Source organism: Mycobacterium decipiens, from assembly GCF_963853665.1.
Taxonomy (GTDB): domain Bacteria; phylum Actinomycetota; class Actinomycetes; order Mycobacteriales; family Mycobacteriaceae; genus Mycobacterium; species Mycobacterium decipiens.
The window spans coordinates 4,740,088-4,760,779 of record NZ_OY970459.1 but is presented as its reverse complement, the minus strand read 5'-3'; the positions used below and the strand labels follow the sequence as shown (position 1 = coordinate 4,760,779).

Annotated in this window: 12 protein-coding genes and 2 pseudogenes; 8 read left to right on the top strand and 6 right to left on the bottom strand. The window is 62.9% G+C overall.

Going from position 1 to position 20,692, the window contains the following annotated elements; all coding sequences use genetic code 11:
* Positions 1–56 precede the first annotated feature (56 nt).
* The 3 genes and pseudogenes from AADZ55_RS20900 to AADZ55_RS20890 form a co-directional block, all read right to left on the bottom strand.
* Positions 57–1,559, bottom strand: coding sequence for an alpha,alpha-trehalose-phosphate synthase (UDP-forming) (locus AADZ55_RS20900; protein ID WP_085324147.1), 1,503 nt, complete (start codon positions 1,557–1,559; stop codon positions 57–59).
* Positions 1,559–1,723 carry a hypothetical protein gene (locus AADZ55_RS20895; protein WP_085324148.1) on the bottom strand — a complete coding sequence of 55 codons (165 nt, stop codon included), beginning with the start codon at positions 1,721–1,723 and terminating at the stop codon, positions 1,559–1,561. Before AADZ55_RS20895 ends, AADZ55_RS20900 begins: the two co-directional genes overlap by 1 nt.
* A gap of 258 nt (positions 1,724–1,981) precedes the next feature.
* Positions 1,982–4,837, bottom strand: a pseudogene (locus AADZ55_RS20890) (RND family transporter); the annotation flags it as partial.
* 732 nt (positions 4,838–5,569) lie between these two features.
* Here AADZ55_RS20890 and AADZ55_RS20885 point away from each other — a divergent pair.
* From AADZ55_RS20885 to AADZ55_RS20860, 6 genes and pseudogenes are all read left to right on the top strand, one after another.
* A complete protein-coding gene (locus AADZ55_RS20885) occupies positions 5,570–6,634 on the top strand; it encodes an alpha/beta hydrolase (RefSeq protein WP_242670015.1) in 1,065 nt (354 codons plus the stop codon).
* 357 nt (positions 6,635–6,991) lie between these two features.
* The gene (locus tag AADZ55_RS20880) at positions 6,992–8,638 is read left to right on the top strand and encodes an adenylate/guanylate cyclase domain-containing protein (protein WP_242670016.1); all 1,647 of its coding nucleotides are present in this window, start codon (positions 6,992–6,994) and stop codon (positions 8,636–8,638) included.
* A 757-nt stretch (positions 8,639–9,395) separates the two neighbouring features.
* Entirely contained in the window at positions 9,396–10,277 is an 882-nt protein-coding gene (gene mmaA3, locus AADZ55_RS20875; protein ID WP_085324152.1) for a methoxy mycolic acid synthase MmaA3, read from the top strand.
* A 299-nt stretch (positions 10,278–10,576) separates the two neighbouring features.
* Positions 10,577–10,780, top strand: a pseudogene (locus AADZ55_RS20870) (PPE domain-containing protein); the annotation flags it as partial.
* Positions 10,779–11,108 (top strand): hypothetical protein, encoded by a 330-nt coding sequence (locus AADZ55_RS20865; protein WP_165759342.1) that lies wholly within the window; start codon positions 10,779–10,781, stop codon positions 11,106–11,108. The pseudogene AADZ55_RS20870 and the gene AADZ55_RS20865, both read left to right, overlap by 2 nt.
* 770 nt (positions 11,109–11,878) lie before the next feature.
* Positions 11,879–13,120 carry a PPE family protein gene (locus AADZ55_RS20860; protein ID WP_085324153.1) on the top strand — a complete coding sequence of 414 codons (1,242 nt, stop codon included), beginning with the start codon at positions 11,879–11,881 and terminating at the stop codon, positions 13,118–13,120.
* 385 nt (positions 13,121–13,505) lie between these two features.
* On the opposite strand, the gene AADZ55_RS20855 is transcribed toward AADZ55_RS20860, so the two are convergent.
* Positions 13,506–13,826, bottom strand: coding sequence for a putative quinol monooxygenase (locus AADZ55_RS20855; RefSeq protein WP_085324154.1), 321 nt, complete (start codon positions 13,824–13,826; stop codon positions 13,506–13,508).
* A gap of 110 nt (positions 13,827–13,936) precedes the next feature.
* Here AADZ55_RS20855 and AADZ55_RS20850 point away from each other — a divergent pair, with 110 nt between their 5' ends.
* Entirely contained in the window at positions 13,937–14,902 is a 966-nt protein-coding gene (locus AADZ55_RS20850) for a GlxA family transcriptional regulator (RefSeq protein WP_085324155.1), read from the top strand.
* Positions 14,903–15,297: 395 nt separating this feature from the next.
* Here AADZ55_RS20850 and AADZ55_RS20845 read toward each other — a convergent pair whose 3' ends face one another.
* Positions 15,298–16,590 (bottom strand): lipase family protein, encoded by a 1,293-nt coding sequence (locus tag AADZ55_RS20845; RefSeq protein WP_423202409.1) that lies wholly within the window; start codon positions 16,588–16,590, stop codon positions 15,298–15,300.
* A 656-nt stretch (positions 16,591–17,246) separates the two neighbouring features.
* Between AADZ55_RS20845 and AADZ55_RS20840 the strand changes: the two genes are divergently transcribed.
* Positions 17,247–18,380, top strand: coding sequence for an alpha/beta hydrolase (locus AADZ55_RS20840; protein ID WP_119184904.1), 1,134 nt, complete (start codon positions 17,247–17,249; stop codon positions 18,378–18,380).
* Between the two features lie 60 nt (positions 18,381–18,440).
* Here AADZ55_RS20840 and AADZ55_RS20835 read toward each other — a convergent pair whose 3' ends face one another.
* Positions 18,441–19,709, bottom strand: a complete 1,269-nt coding sequence (locus AADZ55_RS20835) for a PucR family transcriptional regulator (RefSeq protein ID WP_085324156.1) — start codon at positions 19,707–19,709, stop codon at positions 18,441–18,443.
* Positions 19,710–20,692 lie beyond the last annotated feature (983 nt).

The following is a 20,692-nucleotide window of genomic DNA, read 5'->3' as shown; positions in this document are numbered from 1 at the left end:
CCCTTACCGCTGCATCGAGTATCACAGCGTTTGGGTGGCAGCACCATGGTTTGCGGCTACCCTGAACCCTCCGGATGTGCTTCGGCGAGAGCGTCGAGAAACGACTGTGCCCAGCGGTCCACGTCGTGAGCGAGCACTTGGCGTCGCAGCGAGCGCATCCGGCGCCGGCCGGCCTCCACCGTCTGGTTGAGCGCTTCCTCTATCCCGTCCTTGACGCCTTCCAGGTCGTGCGGGTTGACCAGGTATGCGTGCCGGAGTTCGGCTGCGGCACCGGTGAATTCGCTAAGGACCAGGGCGCCGCCAAGATCGCTGCGGCACGCGACGTACTCCTTGGCCACCAGGTTCATCCCGTCGCGCAGCGGGGTGACCAACATGACGTCGCTGGCCACGAAGAAAGCGATGAGCTCGTCGCGTGGCACGGGTCGATGCAGGTAGTGCACCACCGGATGGCCGACCTCGGCGTACTCACCGTTGATGTGGCCGACCTGGCGTTCGATGTCGTTGCGCAGCGTCTGGTAGCTCTCCACCCGCTCGCGGCTCGGTGTCGCCAGCTGGACCAGCACGGTGTCGTCGCGTTTGACTCGGCCCTCGGCGAGCAGCTCGGAAAAGGCCTTCAGCCGGACGTCGATGCCCTTGGTGTAGTCGAGCCGATCGACACCCAGCAGGATCCTGCGCGGATTGCCCAGTTCGGCGCGAATCTCGCGGGCCCGGCGTCTGATGTTGCGGTCGCGGGCGGCGTGGTCGAGCGCGCCGGAGTCGATCGAGATAGGAAAGGCGCCGACCCGGATGGTGCGGGATCCGAGCACCACCTCACCGAACCGCGACCGCACACCGACGGTTCCGCGGGAGGCGTCGGCGCCGACCAGCCGCCGGGACAGGATCAGGAAATTCTGGGCACCGCCCGAAAGATGGAAGCCCACCAGGTCGGCACCCAGCAGGCCCTGGATGATCTCGGTGCGCCACGGCATCTGCATGAACAGCTCCACCGGCGGGAACGGGATGTGTAAGAAGAAACCGATGGTCAGATCGGGCCGCAGCGTGCGCAGCATCTTCGGCACCAGCTGCAGCTGGTAGTCCTGTACCCACACGGTTGAGCCGCGAGCGGCGGCGCGTGACGTGGCTTCGGCGAAGCGGCGGTTGACGTCGACATAGCGGTCCCACCATTCGCGATGGTAGAGCGGCTTGACGATGACGTCGTGGTAGAGCGGCCACAGCGTGGCGTTGGAGAATCCCTCGTAGTATTGCGCCACGTCCTCGGTGCTCAGCGGTACCGGATGAAGTTCCAGCTCGTCCTGGACGATGGGCGCATCCTGCACATCGACTTCGCGCTGGGGCCCGTCGTAGCTAAGCCCGGGCCAGCCGACCCACGCCCCGCGCCGGCGCCGCAGTAGCGGCTCCAAGGCCGTGACCAAACCCCCGGGGCTGCGTTTCCAGGTTGTGCTGCCGTCGGGAAGCCGTTCCAAATCGACGGGCAGTCGATTGGCAACCACCACGAAGTCGGAGTCCCCGAAGGTCTCCGAATCGCAAGCCTGCGCCTCCTGGCCTCCCGCGGAAGCCATTAGCTCTCGAGTTTGGCCGGTCCAATACCGAGCATGGACAAGAAAATCCGGCACTCATCAGCGTCGTTCGCATATGCGGCGACGACACGCCTGGCCTGGCTCGCGGTACTGTCGGCCAGCGGTTCAACGTCGCCGATTTCGCCGTGGTCAGATTTGGTAGGCATTACATAACTGTAAGCCAAGCCACAACGCGTCGCAGGCGTCGTCTCGGTTTGACCCCGGTGATGGGTACCGTCGGTGCAGGCAGAACGCGTATTCGGCCCGCCATCGATGCTCGGTCAGTGCCGCTCGACCGGCCGCGCTGTGAGCCGGTGCAGGATGGGATACGAGGTGCCGGGGCTGACCCGGTAACGAAGCCGCTGGTGTGTGACCGCGAGCTGGGCCGCCGCCTGGGACAGCCGAGACCTGGCCGCAACGAACCGCGTTCGGGGCCAAGGCACGCCCCGCCATCTGTTCAACAGCGGCCTCAACAGGAACGCGGGCGGCGACCACCAGAACCACCGGCCCAACAGCCCAACGATTGCGGGTACCGCGAAGATGCGCACCACGAGCGTGTCGATGACGAGGCCGACCCCGATGGTGGTGCCGACCTGCTCGATGCTCAGCACGTCGCTGGACGCCATCGCAAACATCGTGATCCCAAAGACGATTCCCGCGGTGGTTACCACCCCGCCGGCGCCGCCGAAGGCGCGGATCATCGCGGTGCGTAGCCGGGCCCCTTGTTCGGAACCGGTGAATACCTCTTCGCGCACCCGCATGGTCAGCAAGAGGTTGTAGTCGGCACCCACCGCCACCAGTGAAATGAGGGCCATGGATTGCACCGCCCAATGCAAATCCTTGCCCAATAGGTCATGCCAGATGAGCGTGCTGATACCCAGTGCGGACAGATACGACACGATGACCGCTCCAATAACTACCGCCGCCGCGACTGGGCTTCGCAGCATTACCAGCACGATAAGAAACACCAACGCGAGCGCCGCCGCGGCCAGCAACACGAAGTCGTGGTGGACGTACCCGCGCAACTGGGCCGTCGCGGTGCCAAAGCCGGTGATGTCTACCGTGCTTCCCGCGAGCACGCCGTCTTTGGTTGCCTCTTTGACCGCCGTGACGATCTGCGGGGACCTGTTGGCACCGTCGGCACCGAAGACCGCTCCGTTGCCGTAGATCAGCAACCGCGTGACCTGACCTCCAGGGGAGAAGTACAGGTTGGCCGCTCGCTGGAACCGGGGGTCATTCCACGCCCGTTGCGGCAGGTAGAACGTTCCCTCACCGCTGCCCTGGAAGTCCTGCCGCACGCCGCGGAGATATTCAATGAGGCTGGAAAACGCGGTGTGGGTGTCGCCGACAGCGCCGGCGAGTTGCTCCGTCGTCGCGCTGAGCTGTGCCATGTCAGCGCGCATGGATCCGGCCGACTGGTCGGCCGTGGCGAGTGCCTTCGCCGCATCCGAGATGCCGGCGCCAAGTTGCGATGCACCCAGCGTAAGCGAATTAGTTTCCGCTACAATTGAATTCGTCGGTGCGACAACCTTGAGCACCAGCGAGCAGATTGGATCATTCGAGCAATTGGGATTGCTGTTGGTGTAGTCCCGTAGCGGGTCCAGATAGCCGGACACCTGCGCCGCGGTGTCATGGAGCTGCGCCAATCCGGAGCCCATGACGTCAACATTGGAATTGACCCGGCCGAGTCCGTTCACGCTGCCCGAAAGCCCATCCTGTAGCCGCGATATTGCCGCGGAGAACCGGGCGAGCGTCGGCGCGATCTGGTCGACCGCGGCGAGGCGCTGATCCAGTTGGTCGATCTGCACGTCGAGCTGATCGCCGATCGCGCCCGCCTGATTGGTGAAGGTGGCCTCTTCGGGAATGGAACCCGCTGGGCGGGACGCGGATTGCACCATCCTGATCCCTGGTGTTTCCATGAGCTTGCGCGTCACTCGCTCGATCGCGATGACGCCGGCGGGGTTACGTAGATCGCGATCCGACTCGATGGACACGATCTCTGGGAGCAGCTGATTTGGCGGGAAGTGGCGGTCGGCGGCTTGGTATCCCCGATTGGCGCGCGTGGAATCGGGTTGCGCGGCAGGCTCGTCGAACCCGAGCCTCAGTCCGGCGATGGGCAGCGTGCAGATCAGCAACACCAGGGCCGCGGCAACCAGCACGGGGCCGGGCCACCGGGCCACCATCGTTCCGATTCGCCGCCAGCGGCGGCGGGCCTGGCGGTTCACGTCGCGTGGCTGTGCCAATCCGTGCCGCCCCGCCAGGCCAAGCAGCGCGGGCAACAAGGTAAGCGAGGCCAACATGCCAGTGAGAATGCCTATGGCACAGGGCAGTCCGGCGCTGCGCAACATGCCGACGTCGGCAAAAGTCAGACAGGACAGGGCCGCGGCGAGGGTGAGCGCGGAGGCCAAGATCACCGGCATGACGTTCCGGTTGGCGGCCAGGAGTGCCTGTTCATGCCCGGCGCCGTCGCGGCGTGCCTCGTGATAGCGCCCGATCAGGAAGATCGCATAGTCGGTGGCCCCGCCCAGCACCATTGCGCCCAGCAACGCGACCGAGAAGATGGAGACCTCGACAAGATTGTGTTCCCCGAGTAGGGAAACTATCGAACGACCAACCGCCAGGCCGAGTCCCACTGCTAGCAGTGGGATCGCGGCGGTGATCACCGACCGGTACACACCGAGCAGCAGTAGCGCGATGAGCACGACCGTCACGCCGGTCAGCAGCAGCATCTGCTTGTCGATCGCGCTGAGTTCGTCGGCAACGGTGGCCCCCGGACCGGTGACATAGGCGTGTAGTCCCAGCGGGGTTGGTTGGCTCGCGACGATCCGCCGCACCGTGTCCAGTGCCGAGTTGGCTTGTGCTGAACCGAGATCCCCGGCTAGTCGCAGCATTGTGTACTCGGCCTTGCCGTCGTTGCTCAGTGCCGCCTTAGCGGTAAGCGGGTCCGACCACAGGTCCGTGGCCGATGCCAGACTCGTGGGATCGGCGCGGAGCTTGGCCAGCAGCTGATTGTAGTAGGCGCGTTCTGGCGGACCGAGCCGATGATCGCTCTCCAGAACGAGATAGTTGATGTTTCCGGCGTTCCCGTCTTGGAACTGCGCGCCCATGCGGGCGCCCGCAATGGACACCGGCGCGTCTGCGGGAAGAAACCCTCGTTCATGGGAACGCGCGGTGCTTTCCACCTGTGGCACAAACAGGTTGCCCACCGCGGCGGCAATGACCCAGAGCCCCACGATAAGCACGGCATGCCGGTTGGTGATTTTTGTGATTCGCTCCCACACGTCATGTAAAAATACCGTAACGGGGTACTTTCGCGATTGTGAGTTGTGCCACGACTGGGCATATAAAGTGACGCAGTCCGGCAGGAACCAGGCACTGTGAGGGCCGCTATTTTGCCAGGCATATTAGCGTCAGGCGGCGCCCGCCGCGAATTTGTTCAGATCATTTGCCGTATAACCCGCGCGGTGGGCTCAAATATTGAGAAAGCGATAGGGGTAATGCCATCTTCGGATCGGGATCACTCGCGTCGCAGGGGTGGTGTGGGCTGGTCGCTCGGTCGTGATGATCGCTTGAGGCCGCACGCCGCATCGCAGTGGCGGCGGCGCGCTGCGCCACCGGGGCGAACCCGAGTTGTCAAGAAACTTTACAATGCGCGTACAGCAGACTCTCAGTGATATGCCTGTGCGCTTTCAAGTTGTGCCGTGATTGTGTAGCTACAGGCAGTTCGGGAACGCGCATCTGGCGTACCCAGCTCGTTTCAATTCTGTGCGGCATCGTTGGCTTATTGAAGTTCGGACCACCGGGATGAACTCAAGAACTGAACCCTGGAAGGCGCATGGTCAATAGGAGCAAGGTACATGAAGCGCGGTCTGCCTCGTGTAAATGGCTAAGTCGACGAAAAGTGCGTGTCGGGCGCCATAGCAGTTGCGCGAAAATCCTCTCGAATTTCGCTCGCGCGGTCAGTGCGCCGGCGTCCGCCCAAGATCTCATCGGATGGCGGAGCTAGCGGGCCGGTGCAACCGTCAGGATGCTCGAGATCCACTCCGTACCAACATGAAGTTCCCGTCGAGATTACTGAGTCCGGTCCTAGTGTTGCGGGTCGGTTGGCGGCGTTGGCGTCGCGAATGACGCTTAAGCCGGTGATGACGGTGGGCAGTTGTTTGTCGCCGCTGCCGTTGCCGTTGGGGTTCGTCGATTTCGTGTGCCGGGTTGTGCGACCGGGGCCGGGTACGGTCCGGGAGGCCGTTGAGTTGCCGGAGGTCGGTGCGCAGTTGGTGCGTGCGCCGGGTGTGCGCCGTGCGGATGGTCGCGGGCGGGTGGTGCTGTATTTGCATGGCGGTGCGTTCGTGATGTGTGGGGCGAATTCGCATAGCAGGATCGTCGCCGCGTTGTCGGAGTTCGCTGATGCGCCGGTGTTGGTGGTCAATTACCGGTTGATTCCTAAGCATTCGCTGGGGATGGCTCTTGATGATTGTCATGATGGCTACCGGTGGTTGCGGGCTCGGGGGTATGAGCCGGATCAGATTGTGGTGGCCGGTGACTCCGCGGGTGGTTATCTGGCGTTGGCGCTGGCGCAGCGGCTGCGGGTGGATGGTGAGAGGCCGGCGGCGTTGGTGGCGATGTCCCCGTTGCTGCAGTTGGCCAAGGGGCCCAAGCTGGCCCATCCCAATATTGGGACCGATGCGATGTTTTCGGCTCGGGCGTTCGATGGCTTGGCGGCCTGGATCGGGGCGGCGGCTGCCCGTAATCCGGTGGACGGCAAGCCCGAAGAGCTCTATGAGCCGTTGGACCATATCGATTCCGATCTGCCGCGGATGCTTATTCATGTTTCGGGTGCTGAGGTTTTGCTGCATGACGCGCAGTTGGGTGCTGGCAAGTTAGCGGCGGCCGGGGTGTCCGCCGAGGTACGGGTTTGGCCCGGTCAGGCTCATCTTTTCCAACTTGCCGCGCCGGTGGTGCCCGAAGCGACCCGGTCGTTGCGGCAGATCGGGCAGTACATTCGTGAGGCCACCGCTGGTTCGGCCGTGCGTTCTTCGCGGACTTTGACGGCACGACAATCGTCCAGGCGACGCCGGTAGCTGCGTTGGGCGCCGAGTCGCCCAACGGGCAAGGATGCCGGTTGGCAGCGGCGCCGAGCCGATAATCGCTCTGCGAACGAGATGGTCAAGGTTGCCGCCAATTTCGCATTGGTGGATCGTGAGCGGTGCTTTCCACGGGGCCGCCCCATGCCACGGTAGGGTCTACGAGGAGCCGTAGTATGGACGGGACCGGTGGTTGGCGGGCCACTTTCTAATGCAGGATCTTCGGCGCCTGGCGACGACGCACTCGCAGCAGATTCCCCCGAAATTCGTTGCCGCCCAATTGCGGGCTGTGCGGATTAGTGGACGATGTAGCGATAGGAGCACCACCATTTTAGGGACGGAAAGACGCCCAGCGTGGCTTTCGAATATTCCGCCGGCCGGGCAGGCCGTTCAGCCTGTGTTGGCATCGGCCGGTTGGCCGGGCCGGGCTGTGCACTGATCATGAACATTCGGCGGATTGTCCGTAGCGCGGTGGTGCCGCGTGACAACAAGCCCATCACCCGCCCGGTGTTGTTCGGCTTCGTGACGGTCTCGAACCTGATTGGGGTCGGCGTGGTGCTGCTCTTAGTCACCGTGGCGATTCCGGAGCCCGATGTGTTCGACCCGAGCGTGGCATGGATTTCCGAGGAGGTCGCCCCCGTATACATCGCAGCCGCCATCGTGGTGGGTTGGACCTGGATGACGAAACGCATCCTTGACGAATTGCGTTGGCAGACTGACGATCAGCCGCTGACTGTTAGGGATCAACGCAATGCCTTCCGTGCACCGTGGCGTTTGACGCTGGTTCCGGGGGCGATGTGGGCGATCGGCACCGTCCTGTTCGCGGTGCTGTACGGCAGTGTGAGTTATCGCTACGTGCCGAAGTTCGTCTTCGGGATCAGTTTCAGCGGCATTCTGTTGTCGGCGAGTTGCTACTTCTTCGCCGAGTTGATGCTGCGGCCGGCGGCCGCCGTAGCGCTAGGGGCCGGGCGACCGGGCCGACGTCTTATACCCGGCGTTATGGGCCGTGCCACCGTGTCGTGGTTGTTGGGTTCGGGTGTGCCGTTGATCGCCATCATTATGGCTGTTGCGTACGCCCTGTCTCGACGGGACATGACGATCACTGAACTCGGGCTTGCGGTGATCCTGCTGACGTTGGCGGCGTTCGGGTTCGGGTTCGCGTCGAACCTGCTCGCTGGTTGGCTGACCGCGACGTCGGTTCGCTTGGTGCATGCGGGCCTACGACAAGTGGAAGCCGGTGATTTGGAATGCCAGTTGGCGGTATTCGACGGCACCGAGCTTGGCGAGCTGCAACGTGGGTTCAACGCAATGGTGGAGGGGTTGCGGCAGCGAGAACGCATCCGGGATCTGTTCGGCCGCCACGTCGGGCGCGAGGTCGCCGCTGCGGCCGAGGAACAACAAATCGAACTTGGCGGTGAAGAACGCCATGTGGCAGTGCTTTTCGTCGACATCATCGGCTCCACGGGTTTGGTGACGACTCGACCTCCCGCCGAGGTTGTCGGGCTGCTCAACCGGTTCTTTGCGGCCATCGTCGCGGAGGTCGACCGCCGCAACGGCCTGATAAACAAGTTCCAGGGCGACGGGACGTTGGTGGTCTTCGGCGCCCCGGTGTGGTCTGATTCTCCGGAAACCGATGCGCTGGCCACTGCTCGTGCCGTCGCCGAACGGCTCGCCGAGGAGGTCCCCGAATGCCTGGCCGCGATCGGGGTCTCGGCTGGAACGGTGCTGGCCGGCAACGTGGGTGCCGCTGAACGATTCGAGTACACCGTCGTCGGTGAGCCGGTCAACACGGCCGCCCGGTTGTGCGAACTGGCCAAGTCCTACCCATGCCGGATCGTGGCTTCGGCCGACGCGGTGCGGGCCAGCGATGCCGATGAACAGCTGTGGTGGGAGTTGGGCAAGCAAACGCCGTTGCGCGGTCTCGAGAGGCCGACGCGACTGGCCAGCCCGAGGTCGGCCACAGACGCGCACGGAATACTGCGCGGCAGCAAGAACCGGTAAACGTAGCGGGTGCGTATACGCCCAGCATCGGCTGGAAAATGTGCCCCATCAAGCGGGGTACGACGAGACAAATTGTCCTCACCCCGGGCGGGCACTGTGTCAATGTGCACAATTCGCTTCGACCCGGTGCTACAAATGCAACAAACTGCGCTGTCGCCGATAGATTCTTCTTATCGGAAGCAGTGTTCGTAAGTTGCACGTGTCATGTCAACATTCTTTACAGAAACAGCCATGCGAGACTGTGATCTGTGTAACCTATCGCGCACAAGCTGGACTTTCCTCTCCGCACTGTGTATGAGTGATACATTAGTTGTTCCACGTCGGAGGCCTAAAGAGGGGTCGTCCGGCTTCCTGTTCCATCGATTGAAGTGACTGCGATGAGTGCTGTATTTGGGAAGGGCAATGGGCCAGTGAATATGGTCAAATTCATCGCGGATACGCTATGTTGGGTGACGTCCGATGAACCGATTGGCCCTGAACATGGAATCGCCTTTCCTTGCTTCAACTCGGTCAAAGCTCTGGAACTTCTAAAGTACATCGAAGAAGAACTATTGAAAACTCTGGAGCTTCTGAAGTGCATTGAGCGAGAACTAGCCGTTTCGTCGTCACGGCAGCGATTTCGCTACAATTCGATCCACTTTTAACGAATCATCAGTTGGCCATACGCCCGCTCCTGTATGGGTGCCGGGGTGGTGTTGGCGCGGCTACCGGCCCAAATCTGGGCTTTGCCCGAAGTACTACCCCTATAGGAGGATCCATGTCTGGCAGTTCCACGGGCTCAATTGTCGCGCAGGCCAATGTAGACAATGTTCGGGCGCATTACGATCTTTCGGACGAGTTTTTTGCGCTGTTCCAAGACCCAACGCGCACCTACAGCTGTGCCTACTTCGAACGCGATGACATGACATTGCAGGAAGCCCAGCTGGCAAAGCTGGACCTGACGCTGGGCAAGCTGGGGCTACAGCCGGGAATGACGCTGCTGGACGTCGGCTGTGGCTGGGGCTCGACGATGAAGCGCGCCATCGAGAAGTACGACGTCAACGTCGTGGGGCTGACGCTGTCGAAGAACCAGCATGCTCGTTGCCAAGAGGTGTTGGACGGACTCGACACCAACCGTTCCCGCCGGGTCCTCTTGTGTGATTGGGCAGAGTTCAGTGAGCCGGTCGACCGGATCGTCACCGTCGAAGCGTTGGAGCACTTCGGCTTCGAACGATACGGCGACTTCTTCAAGTTCGCCTATGACGCCATGCCGGATGACGGTGTGATGCTGCTGCACGTGATCACCGGTTTGCACCCAAGGCAGGTCATCGAGCGCGGCATACCTTTGACGATGGAGATGGCCAAATTCATCAGGTTCATCGTGACCGACATCTTCCCAGGCGGCCGGTTGCCGATGATCGAAACCATCGAGGAACATTCGGCCACGGCAGGTTTCAGCGTGACCCGCATCCAGTCACTACAGTCCGACTTCGCCAAGACCCTAGACCTGTGGGCCGAAGGTCTAGAGGCGCGCAAGGACGAGGCCATCGCGATCCAGTCCGACGAGGTCTACGAGCGATACATGAAGTTCTTGACCGGTTGCGCCAAAGCGTTCCGGGTGGGCTATATCGACTGCAACCAATTCACTCTGGAAAAGTAGCTCTGCAGTAGAGCTTGATCTCGAATGTCGATTTTTTGGAACAGATTTCGTTGAACCACGGCATGTCGTGAGTGGCCGAGATGAATACGCGGCATGACGTCGCGCAGCGAATAGCTCAGCTTGACAGCAACTCTCGGCTGTTTCCGTGAATGGGTAGAGGAAGACATGTGATGTTGTGGGTGGCCGCTGATGGGATCGCGGAGCTTGGTCGTTCCGGTATCAGTGTTGGTGAGTCCGGCGTTGGTCATCCGGCACGTGATGCGCAGCCGGGACGGCATACCTGTTTCGGCCGGTTCGTGATGACGGCACCCGTTTGGGCGGCGGTTCCGCCGGAGGTGCATTCGGCCCTGCTCGGCAACGGTCCGGGGCAAACATCCCTGTTGGTCGCAGCCGCAGCGTGGAGATCGCTGAGCTCTGAATACGCCTTGGTGGCAGCCGAACTCACTGCCACGCTGGGCGCAGTGCAGGTCGGCGCTTGGCAGGGCCGAAGTGCTGAAAGCTATGAGGTTCCCACCTGCGCATCTACCAACAGATCTCAGACACGGCATTGGCCTCGGCGCCACGCACCACGCCAGCACCAATACTCTTAAGACCCGGCGCACAGTCCCGTCCCGCCCCGCCACCACCGGTGCCGCGGCAATCGGCGGCATCTGGGACTGGATCACGGAACGTATCGCAGCCCTGGTGTACGGGTTCGAGGACCTACTGGCGTTTCTGTGGTGGGTTCTACTTGGCGTGCTGGACTTCCTGCCCTACAACGTTTTCTATACGTTGGCGATGATGTTCCTTTTCCTGACGACAACCGAACCATTCTTTTTCTGCCCGTTCTAGGGAGTTCTCCTGTCATCGCTGCAATCGCGCCGCCGATCGTGTTGCCGGTTTCTATCGGTGGGGGTGTTGGTTACGTCGACTCCTTGGCTGAAGTCGGTGCCGAGTCTTTCGACGCCCATCGAAGGACGGTGGCTCCTGTATTGGTAAGTGCTCCGGCCGCGCCGCGATCCGGTAGTTCTGCGGTCGGGCTCGTGGGGGCTGTTGCTACGGAGTTTGTCGGGCAGCCTGCGGGTTGTCGGTAAAGGTGGTGGTGAGTTCGGTCGTGGTGCGGCGTGCCCGGGTAGTCGCGTCGTCGTTGCCCATTGTCCGCCAGCCGATTCCGCCGGCTGAATGTAGTCACTTTGCCCCATCCTTGGCCGTTAGTGGGACCTTTTGCACACTCGCCGGCTGAACCGGCTCGGTATCGCACACTTTGCTCTATCGAATCAAATTTGTGGGGTGTTCTGACGCAGGCAACGCACACGCAAACCGTTCAGTATTACTGCTGTATGGCCCGGCCAACGGGGCGTAGATCGATGTCGCCTGTCAAAGGCCCAATGGTTGCCGCTCAAGGAGGAAGCGCGTGGGTTCGTTGTGAAGACGCACCTGAAAGCACTGACGGCAGCAGCCGCCAAAGCTGCGGGCGTGGGCTGGACGGCGAGCGACCGCGACGCGGCGGTCGTGTGCACCACCGGTGTGGTTCGGCGTGCCGCCGATCCCGGTCTTGACGGCAGGACAAGTAGCCGGGGGCCGAAGCGCACTGCCACAAGTCGATGACGGGGTGATGCGAGATGCCGGATTTTGGGGCGCGACCACCGGAAACCAATTCCGGCCTAATGTATTGCGGTCCTGGCGCGAGCACGCTGCGCGCTGTTGCGGCGGTCTGGAGCAGGCTGGCCGCCGATCTGTACGCCGCGGCGGCGCAGTATCAGGCGGTGATCGCGGGACTAGTCGCTGGGCCGTGGATGGGTCCGTCGTCGGCGTTGATGGCGAGCGCGGCCGCGCGGTATTTGGTGTGGCTCAACGTCACTGCGGCGAACGTTGAAGTGGCCGGGATCCAGTTGAGCGCCGGGGCGGCCGCCTACGAGACGGCGTTCGGGCTAATGGTGCCCCCGCCGGTGATTGCCGCGAACCGCGCGCAGTTGCAGGTGCTGATCGTTACAAATTTCTTCGGGCAAAACCTCGAGGCGATCGCCGAGACGGAGGTGGAGTACATCGAGATGTGGCTTCAATGCGCCACCGCGATGTATGACTATGCGGGTTCGGCAGCGGCGGCGTCGGTGCTGACGCCGTTCGAGGAGGCGCCCGAGACCACTAACCCGGCGGGCTGGCTCGGCGAGATCGCCTCGGTCGAAGAAGCCGTCGACGTCGCTGCGGCACAGCAGATTATGTCTCGGGTTTCGGTGGCGCTGGAGGAACTTGCCCAGCCCGTGCCAACCCCGCAAGCCCCGCCGCCCCCGCCAGTTCCCGGGGCGGCCGGGGCGGCGGGGGCGGTGGCTCCCGCGCCGGGGGGAATGCTATCGAGTTTGGCGAGTGCGTGGACTACCATCTCGCCGCACTTTTCGCCGCTGAGCAGCGTGGTGTCGATGCTCAGCAACCATGTTTCGATGCTCAACTCCGGTGTTTCGATGACCAACACGATGAGCTCATTACTGAAGGGGATGGCGCCCGCGGCGGCCGGCGCTGTCGAAAGTGCGGTCCAAAGCGAGGCTGCCGCGCTGGGGTCAGCCCTGAGCGGTGGGCTGGGCGCATCTGGCCTTGGCGTTTCGGGGGTGGCTGGGAGCTTGGGCGAGGCGGCCTTGGTCGGCAAGCTATCGGTGCCCCAGGCCTGGGAAGCGGAGAATCAGGCAGGCGCACCGGCGGTCCGCGCCTTGCCGCCAACCGGCGGCAGTGGCGCGATCGGGACGGGACAGTTGTTGGGTGGGTTGCCGATGGGGGCGGCGTCGCGTCCGGCTGACGGCAATGCGATCTCCAGTGTGTTCCGGGTCGCGGCACGGCGTTTCGTGATGCCACGCCCGCCGGCCGCCGGATAGCACAACCAGGACGGCCATGCGCAAAATGGATCGCGTCGATGCAAGCAGGCCAGAGCTCGAACCGGGCGTGACTCCGTTGAGTGCGGGCGGCCGCATCTAAGCACCCAGACCGCGTTGCGGGTGTTTCCGAAGGAAAAGTGCGCGTTCTGAGGCATTTTGGGGTGGATCGCATAGGCGGTCATGCTGGGGAGGTTCATCGGCCACAGGGTTGTGAGCCTGCGACGATGTCGTCTGATTTCAGTGCGCCGCAACGCTTTATCGAGTAGGTCGTAGCACCGATCATCCGACAAACTGCATCTGTCCGCAATCCTAAGGGTGACCATTCGTGTGCTCGGAGCGGGCCTACCCAACACCGGCCCGCTCCGCGACTATGCAGCGACCTGGGTCAACGAGGCAGCTTGGCGGCGAGGACTTCGGCGGGAAGAATGGCCGGTGGCGCGTCTAGTAGGCGTGCGGCGTTGGCCAGCAGGGCCGCCGCGATCGGGCCGTCCAGATGGGCCTGCCGGTCACGGTCGGAGCAAAAGGCGTCAACGATCCAAAAGGTCGTTTGGTCGGTTCGCAGCGCGAACCAGACAATGGTGCCCCGTTCCTGGTTGGCAAGCTCGACGGCCTCGGCGAGGAAGGTGTGGACTTCATCAGCGGTCTCGGGCTTAGCCACGAGCTGGACGACGAGGGACACGGTGGGTGTGATTTGTTCGGCTAGCATGGCTGCTCCTATCGGGTTTCGTGCCGCACCAGGCGGCGCCCTAGCAACAGTAGGAGCGGTGAACGCGGCTAAACACCGGCTTATGCGGCTCTTTTACTACTGTTTGCGCCATGAAGATCGGAATCGTGGCGCAGGAGGGATGCTTCGCCTCGGCGGTCGCATCGATGATTGACATCTTCGAGACCGCCGAGGCCATCCGATCGCAGATCGATTCGTCAATCGTGGCCATAACGGTAGAAGTGGCGGCGTCACGGCGCAGTGTTACGGGCACGGCCGGGATGACGATCAACGCGACGCGGACCTTGTCGGAGTTGGCCGATCTCGACATCGTGATTGTGCCTGCTCTGGGCACGATCACAGGGCCAACCACCGAATCGGCCCTTGCCAGTAAAGCCGGGCAGCGTATCGTTGGCGCGCTTCGAACCGTGGACCCAGGCCGCGCCCGCTTGGCCGCGGCCTGCACCGGTGTGTTCACCCTGGCAGAAACGGGGATGCTGGACGGACGGCGTGCTACCACCACATGGTTTCTCGCTCAACCGTTCCGGACGCGCTTTCCAGCCGTGGCTATCGACTTCGACGCCATGGTCGTCGCGGATGGTCCCTTCATAACCGCTGGGGCGGCATTCGCACACATCGACCTAGCCCTGTCCATCCTGCGTGGCGTTTCGGTCAACCTAGCCCACCACGTCGCCCGGCTACTTCTCATCGATGAACGTCCATCCCAGGTAGCGTCCGTCATGTGCGACCACCTAGACCACAGCGACCCAATCGTGCTGGCGTTCGAGCGTTACGTCCGGCAAAACCTTGACCAGCCCATGGAAATCGCACGCGCTGTGCGTGCCATCGGAACCAGCCGGCGATCCCTGGAACGACGCACCCGCAAGGTGCTAGGACTGAGCCCCCTCGACGTCGTTCGCGGACTGAGGGTCGAACGAGCCGAATACCTTCGTCGCACCACAGATCTCACGATCGACCAGATCGCCACGCGTGTGGGCTATGCCAACGCCGAATCCCTGCGAGCTCTGCAGCGCCCCAGGTCCAAAGCTTCGAGTACCCGAACGGCACGCAGCCCTTGAGCCTGCTTCCGGCCAACCAACGGACGGCAGCAGCCGCGGCACTTCAGCTGGTCGCTCGTGCGGCGCCCGCCGGGGTGGCACTCAACGCGGACGGTCACGTGGTCACCGGCTCTCGCTTCTCGCGATCGCGCTGGGATTCACGCGCTGCTCGGCCGGGACGATCGACGTTGCCTGCTCGCCGAATTCGGTGAAATATTCACGCACTCAAACACGTCGGCGGTCCATCTATAGCTTGCGCGCGTTTGTAGGGACGCTGCACGAGCGGGCCGTCGTGGCCGGCTCTGGGTGGCGCGATGCGACGATGCCGGCCCCGAGGTGTGCGCACCGACGCCGCGCCGGTTTGGCCATCGACGATGACGAGATGCGTCGCCATCTGCAGTTGGTGGGCCGCTGGCTTAGAAATGGCCGCAAGTGGATATGGCGGGAACCCCGTTGAATCGGTCGGCCATCCACTGCATTCCGCGCTCGCCCTCGACCCACATCGTCAGCACATGGTTGGCCGAAGTCTTGTTGAGGAAGGGTGGCTGCTCGTTTGTCCAGAACTCGACGTTGGCGCCCTGATCGCACCAATCGCGGCCGAGCTGATTGGCCTGCGTCCACGGCACCAAGGGGTCATACCGATTGATGTCGATCAATACCGGTGCATTCGGTTTGAGGCGACCGATCCGCTGCATGTCAAACAAGGTCTTGAACGGCTGCTCGGCGGCCAGCTGGCCCACGTCTTCGGTGAAGTAGCCGCGAAGATGCCGAAACATGAACTTGAGGCCGGTTTCGCCAGCACACTGGTGCCGCGTTTTGGCCAGTACATCCTCACCGCGCGGGGTCATCCGGTCGTGAATCGCCTCCGCCCACTCCGGGTAGGCATAGATAAAGCCGTTGATCACATAGCCGACCACGCCCACCATCGCGTTGCCGTCCAAGTACGGCAGCATTTCAGCCAGGTTCGCTGGGGGTGCGCCCGCATAGGTGCCCACCACATTCAGTTCCGGGGCGTAGGTGGGGGCGAGTTCGGCCGCCGAGGCGGTCGCGCCACCGCCTTGCGAATAGCCCCAGAACGCGACGGGGCCGGCCGGGTCCAGCGACGTCCCGGGTAGCCGCTGGGCGGCGCGCGCGGCATCGAGCACAGCTTGGCCCTCGGCCAGCCGGTTCACGTAGGTGTGCACGCCGGGTGTGCCCAGTCCCTCATAGTCGGTCATGACGACGGCGAAACCGCGGGCCACCATCGTCGCGATGAAGGTCTCCTCGTAATTCGCCATGAAGTCGAGCCATGGCGACCAATGGATGCCCTGGTTGAACATTCGAGACGGTGCACACTGATCACCCTGGCCCTGGGTGCCGGCTGCATAGCTGACCAGCGGCCGCGGTCCGTTTCCCGGCCAGGGATTGTCAGGCTCAAAGTACGTGCCAGTTACCGCGATCGGATTTCCGCGGGAATCGGTGCTGCGGTACATGATTCGAGTGCCCGTTGCCATGATCGCGCCCAGCTGCCCGGACGGCTCAAGCACCAACCGGGACGGCTCGGTGCGTATCAGGTCCCCGGGACGGCCAGGCGGCAGCGGGTCAGGCGGGTGGTAAAACTCCTCGTACTGGCTTTGGTCGCCCTCCGAGTCGAAGTCGCCGTCGGCATGCGCCGCCCCCGCGAAACTCGCACTGCCGCATAACAATAGCGTCGCAGCGACGATCGCCACCGATGACTGAGTCCAGCGCACATCGCAGCAAGGTACCAGGTGAATATCAAATTGATAACCCACCAAAAGAAGCAATATTGTTGCGTCTTTCGCGTCGCACTGGACATTTTGCACAATCCGCGTCGCGGGCGGCTCGGTGCCGCGGGCAGCTTGTCTCATTGCATGGCCATCGTTGGGCGATTTGGCCCCAGGCTATGGGCACCGCGACGCGTCGCAGAATATGGCACGGCATGTCAAAAATGTTTTAACAAAAATGCGCACAGCAACCTCCCGGGCATCCTGCGGGTGCGTCAAGGTAGCCGTTGACCGAAGGGCCCCGGGGGGCTTGGAATGCTGATGGTGCGGTAGTGCCGAACGGTTCGGATCGTGGTTTCGGCGGTTCCGGCGCAGGCGAGTGCTGCCGATGACCGGCAGTGTGCTGGGAGGGCGAACACCCCGTGCCGCGTGGTCACCACCAGCAGCGGCCGAATTGGCGCGGCTCATCAGCCAAAATTGCCTGCAAAAACGACGTACAGCCAACTCTCAGCTACACATCTGCCCACTTCAAGGTGGGCTTGATTGTCTATCTATAGACAGTTCGAGCCAGGGCGCCCAGCGTCCCCGGCTCGTTCTCATTCTGCGTGGCGCCGTTAGGCTGTTGCAGTTCGCGCCACCGAATGGCTGATAGAGGCGAGGCGCGGAAAGTGAGCTGCGTCTCGCGTGAGTCGCGACGTAAAGGAAAGCGTTTGTCGAGAGCTGCGAGATTTGCGGTAGATCAATCGCTTCTTCACTCTCCCGTCGAGATTACTGAGTCCGGTCCTAGTGTTGCGGGTCGGTTGGCGGCGTTGGCGTCGCGAATGACGCTTAAGCCGGTGATGACGGTGGGCAGTTGTTTGTCGCCGCTGCCGTTGCCGTTGGGGTTCGTCGATTTCGTGTGCCGGGTTGTGCGACCGGGGCCGGGTACGGTCCGGGAGGCCGTTGAGTTGCCGGAGGTCGGTGCGCAGTTGGTGCGTGCGCCGGGTGTGCGCCGTGCGGATGGTCGCGGGCGGGTGGTGCTGTATTTGCATGGCGGTGCGTTCGTGATGTGTGGGGCGAATTCGCATAGCAGGATCGTCGCCGCGTTGTCGGAGTTCGCTGATGCGCCGGTGTTGGTGGTCAATTACCGGTTGATTCCTAAGCATTCGCTGGGGATGGCTCTTGATGATTGTCATGATGGCTACCGGTGGTTGCGGGCTCGGGGGTATGAGCCGGATCAGATTGTGGTGGCCGGTGACTCCGCGGGTGGTTATCTGGCGTTGGCGCTGGCGCAGCGGCTGCGGGTGGATGGTGAGAGGCCGGCGGCGTTGGTGGCGATGTCCCCGTTGCTGCAGTTGGCCAAGGGGCCCAAGCTGGCCCATCCCAATATTGGGACCGATGCGATGTTTTCGGCGCGGGCGTTCGATGGCTTGGCGGCCTGGATCGGGGCGGCGGCTGCCCGTAATCCGGTGGACGGCAAGCCCGAAGAGCTCTATGAGCCGTTGGACCATATCGATTCCGATCTGCCGCGGATGCTTATTCATGTTTCGGGTGCTGAGGTTTTGCTGCATGACGCGCAGTTGGGTGCTGGCAAGTTAGCGGCGGCCGGGGTGTCCGCCGAGGTACGGGTTTGGCCCGGTCAGGCTCATCTTTTCCAACTTGCCGCGCCGGTGGTGCCCGAAGCGACCCGGTCGTTGCGGCAGATCGGGCAGTACATTCGTGAGGCCACCGCTGGTTCGGCCGTGCGTTCTTCGCGGACTTTGACGCCACGACAATCGTCCAGGCGACGCCGGTAGCTGCGTTGGGCGCCGAGTCGCCCAACGGGCAAGCTCGGTAGCCGGTGGCGGCCGAGGCTGCTATGCCTGACTCGTGTTGTTGCCCCGCCACTGCAAAGCCTCTAGGGCGACGGCGACGTGAATGTAGGTTTCGGACAGGGGACGGGGCAGCATCCGCTCGGCCGATTCGAGCCGGCGCAGCAACGTGTTGCGGTGCGTGTGCAGGAGCTTGGCGGACCGGGAGCCGTTGCATTGTTGGTAGATGTATGTCAACAGACTTGCGTGGAGGTCGGGGCTGGCTGACTCGAATTCCCCGAGGGTGCTTTTGATGAATTCGTTTGCGGCTGCTGTGTTTTGGGTGATCAAATCGACCAATTGTGTGTCGGCGAAGAACACCACCCGCTGGTCCGATTGCAGGCGTGTCACCATGCGCTGAGTGGCTCGCGCATCATGGTGGCTGCGCCGAAAGCCTTCGATTCCGGACGCGGTAGGGCCGATGGCGATGCGTGCCCCGGGTGCGCAGTCGAGCGCCTGCTCAATTGCTACGACGTCGAGGCTGGCGGCGTCGGCGACCCACAACCAGCGGGTGGCCGCGGTAGCGGCGACGGTCAGCGGCCGCGGCGCTCCGACGGCGAGGCCGAAGGCATCGCAGGCTCGGTCCAGGTAGATGTAGTCGCCAATGAACTCGTCATTCCACAGGATCGCGGCGGTATGGGATCGATCCAAGGAATAGCCCAATTTCGCATTGGGGCATTGGTGGCCGATAGGGGCGCAATCCAGAATCGCCTCGACGATCTCGCGACGTTCGGCATCGGTGCCCAGGGCCAGGTGATGGTGCTCCAACTTAACCTGAGCGGCGATTGCGGCGAGCGTGGCGCTGACGAACTGGCTGATGGACAAGAAGGACACGACCAGGAAGTCCCGCAGCTCCTCCGGTTGGGCCCCGAGCCCGAACGCGATTTCGATCCAGTGCCGCCAGGCCACGTCCTGCCCGACGCGGTAGATCTCAGCGGCCGCCGAGTCCAGGCCGCGGCGCGCCAGATCCCTAGCCAAGGCAAGCGGCGCGGGGCCGAGGTTGGCTGGCACCGGGGCACCGGGTTCGTGCACGTTGGCCGCCGCCCAGTGCAACACGTTGGCGCGGCTAGCGCGGCGAACGGCCGCTGCCAGGACCGGATCCTTGGCGATTGCCGCGTTGTTCCCCACGGTGGCGCAGTCGAGGCGGTCGAGCCACTCTTGCCGAGGATTGAGCGCGATGCGGGCTCCTGCCCGGATCAATTCGCGGGTACGCTCGGACGGCTGCTCCCAAGCAACCGGTTCAGCCTCGCTGGGGAATCGTGTGGTCTGGGACATAGCTCGCTCCTGTTGCCTTTGTGGAGCCGAAGGCAGCGCTCGCTCCGTGTTCAAGCGGTTGACTACTGGTGAAATCGAGGTTGGCCTGCCGCAGGCCATCGGGGGCGCGGTAGCGTTGCGCCGCGGGGTAGTTGGCGCCCAACTTATGCAGTGCGCGACTCGGGACTACCAACGCTGCTACCACCATTGCCTCGCCGATTTCCGTGACGCCACGTTTCGCGGCGAAGAGGTAACTCGCCAGCTTGCCGGCGCCCAGCTGCGCATCGTGCAGGACCTCGGCGACCGGAACGTGAATAGGTGTTTGTCTATCCCCGTCTGGAAATCCGCGAAATCTGCACGCCCCAAGTGCGGTAGCCGCAGCACGCGTGCGAATAGGCAATCCAGCTCTACCCAATTTATAGCTCATTGCGCTCATGTCCAATATCTCACGCCCCGTTGCAATGTGAGGCGCATCGCACCTTCGAAGTTCGCGCTGACATAAATCGAAGCGGCGCAGCAATGAATTCTGTTCATCCTTCTCTAGAGTCAACCTGTGTCCGTTCGGCGGGGCACGGAATGTCCTCGAGCGTGCTGGTCGCTGCGGCGATCTGCTTGCACTGCAACGTGACAACGTCTTCAGATAGCCGTTCGTCCCGCGCCCGGGGAGCGCGGGGCCAGTGCTTGGGGCTGTCCATGTTTATGGAATCACGCAACCCTTGAAGCGTACGGGCGAATCGCTGAGAATTTGCTGTATGCTTGTTGTAAAATAATTCGACAAAGGGGAATTTGTCACTGTCTGGCCATTTCAGGAGGGTAACCTAGGTGCGCAATCTCGGTGATACCGGCCATTCGTTGCGGACGCACCGGCGTCGGCCTGGCACCGGCAACAATCTGGGTTTACGACCTCCCGGGCGACAGGGCGCATAACGCTTTGGCATGGCGAATTTGCCACAAAGTTTGGCTCGCGTTGGGACATTTTGTACACGTCATACGGAAATGCGGAC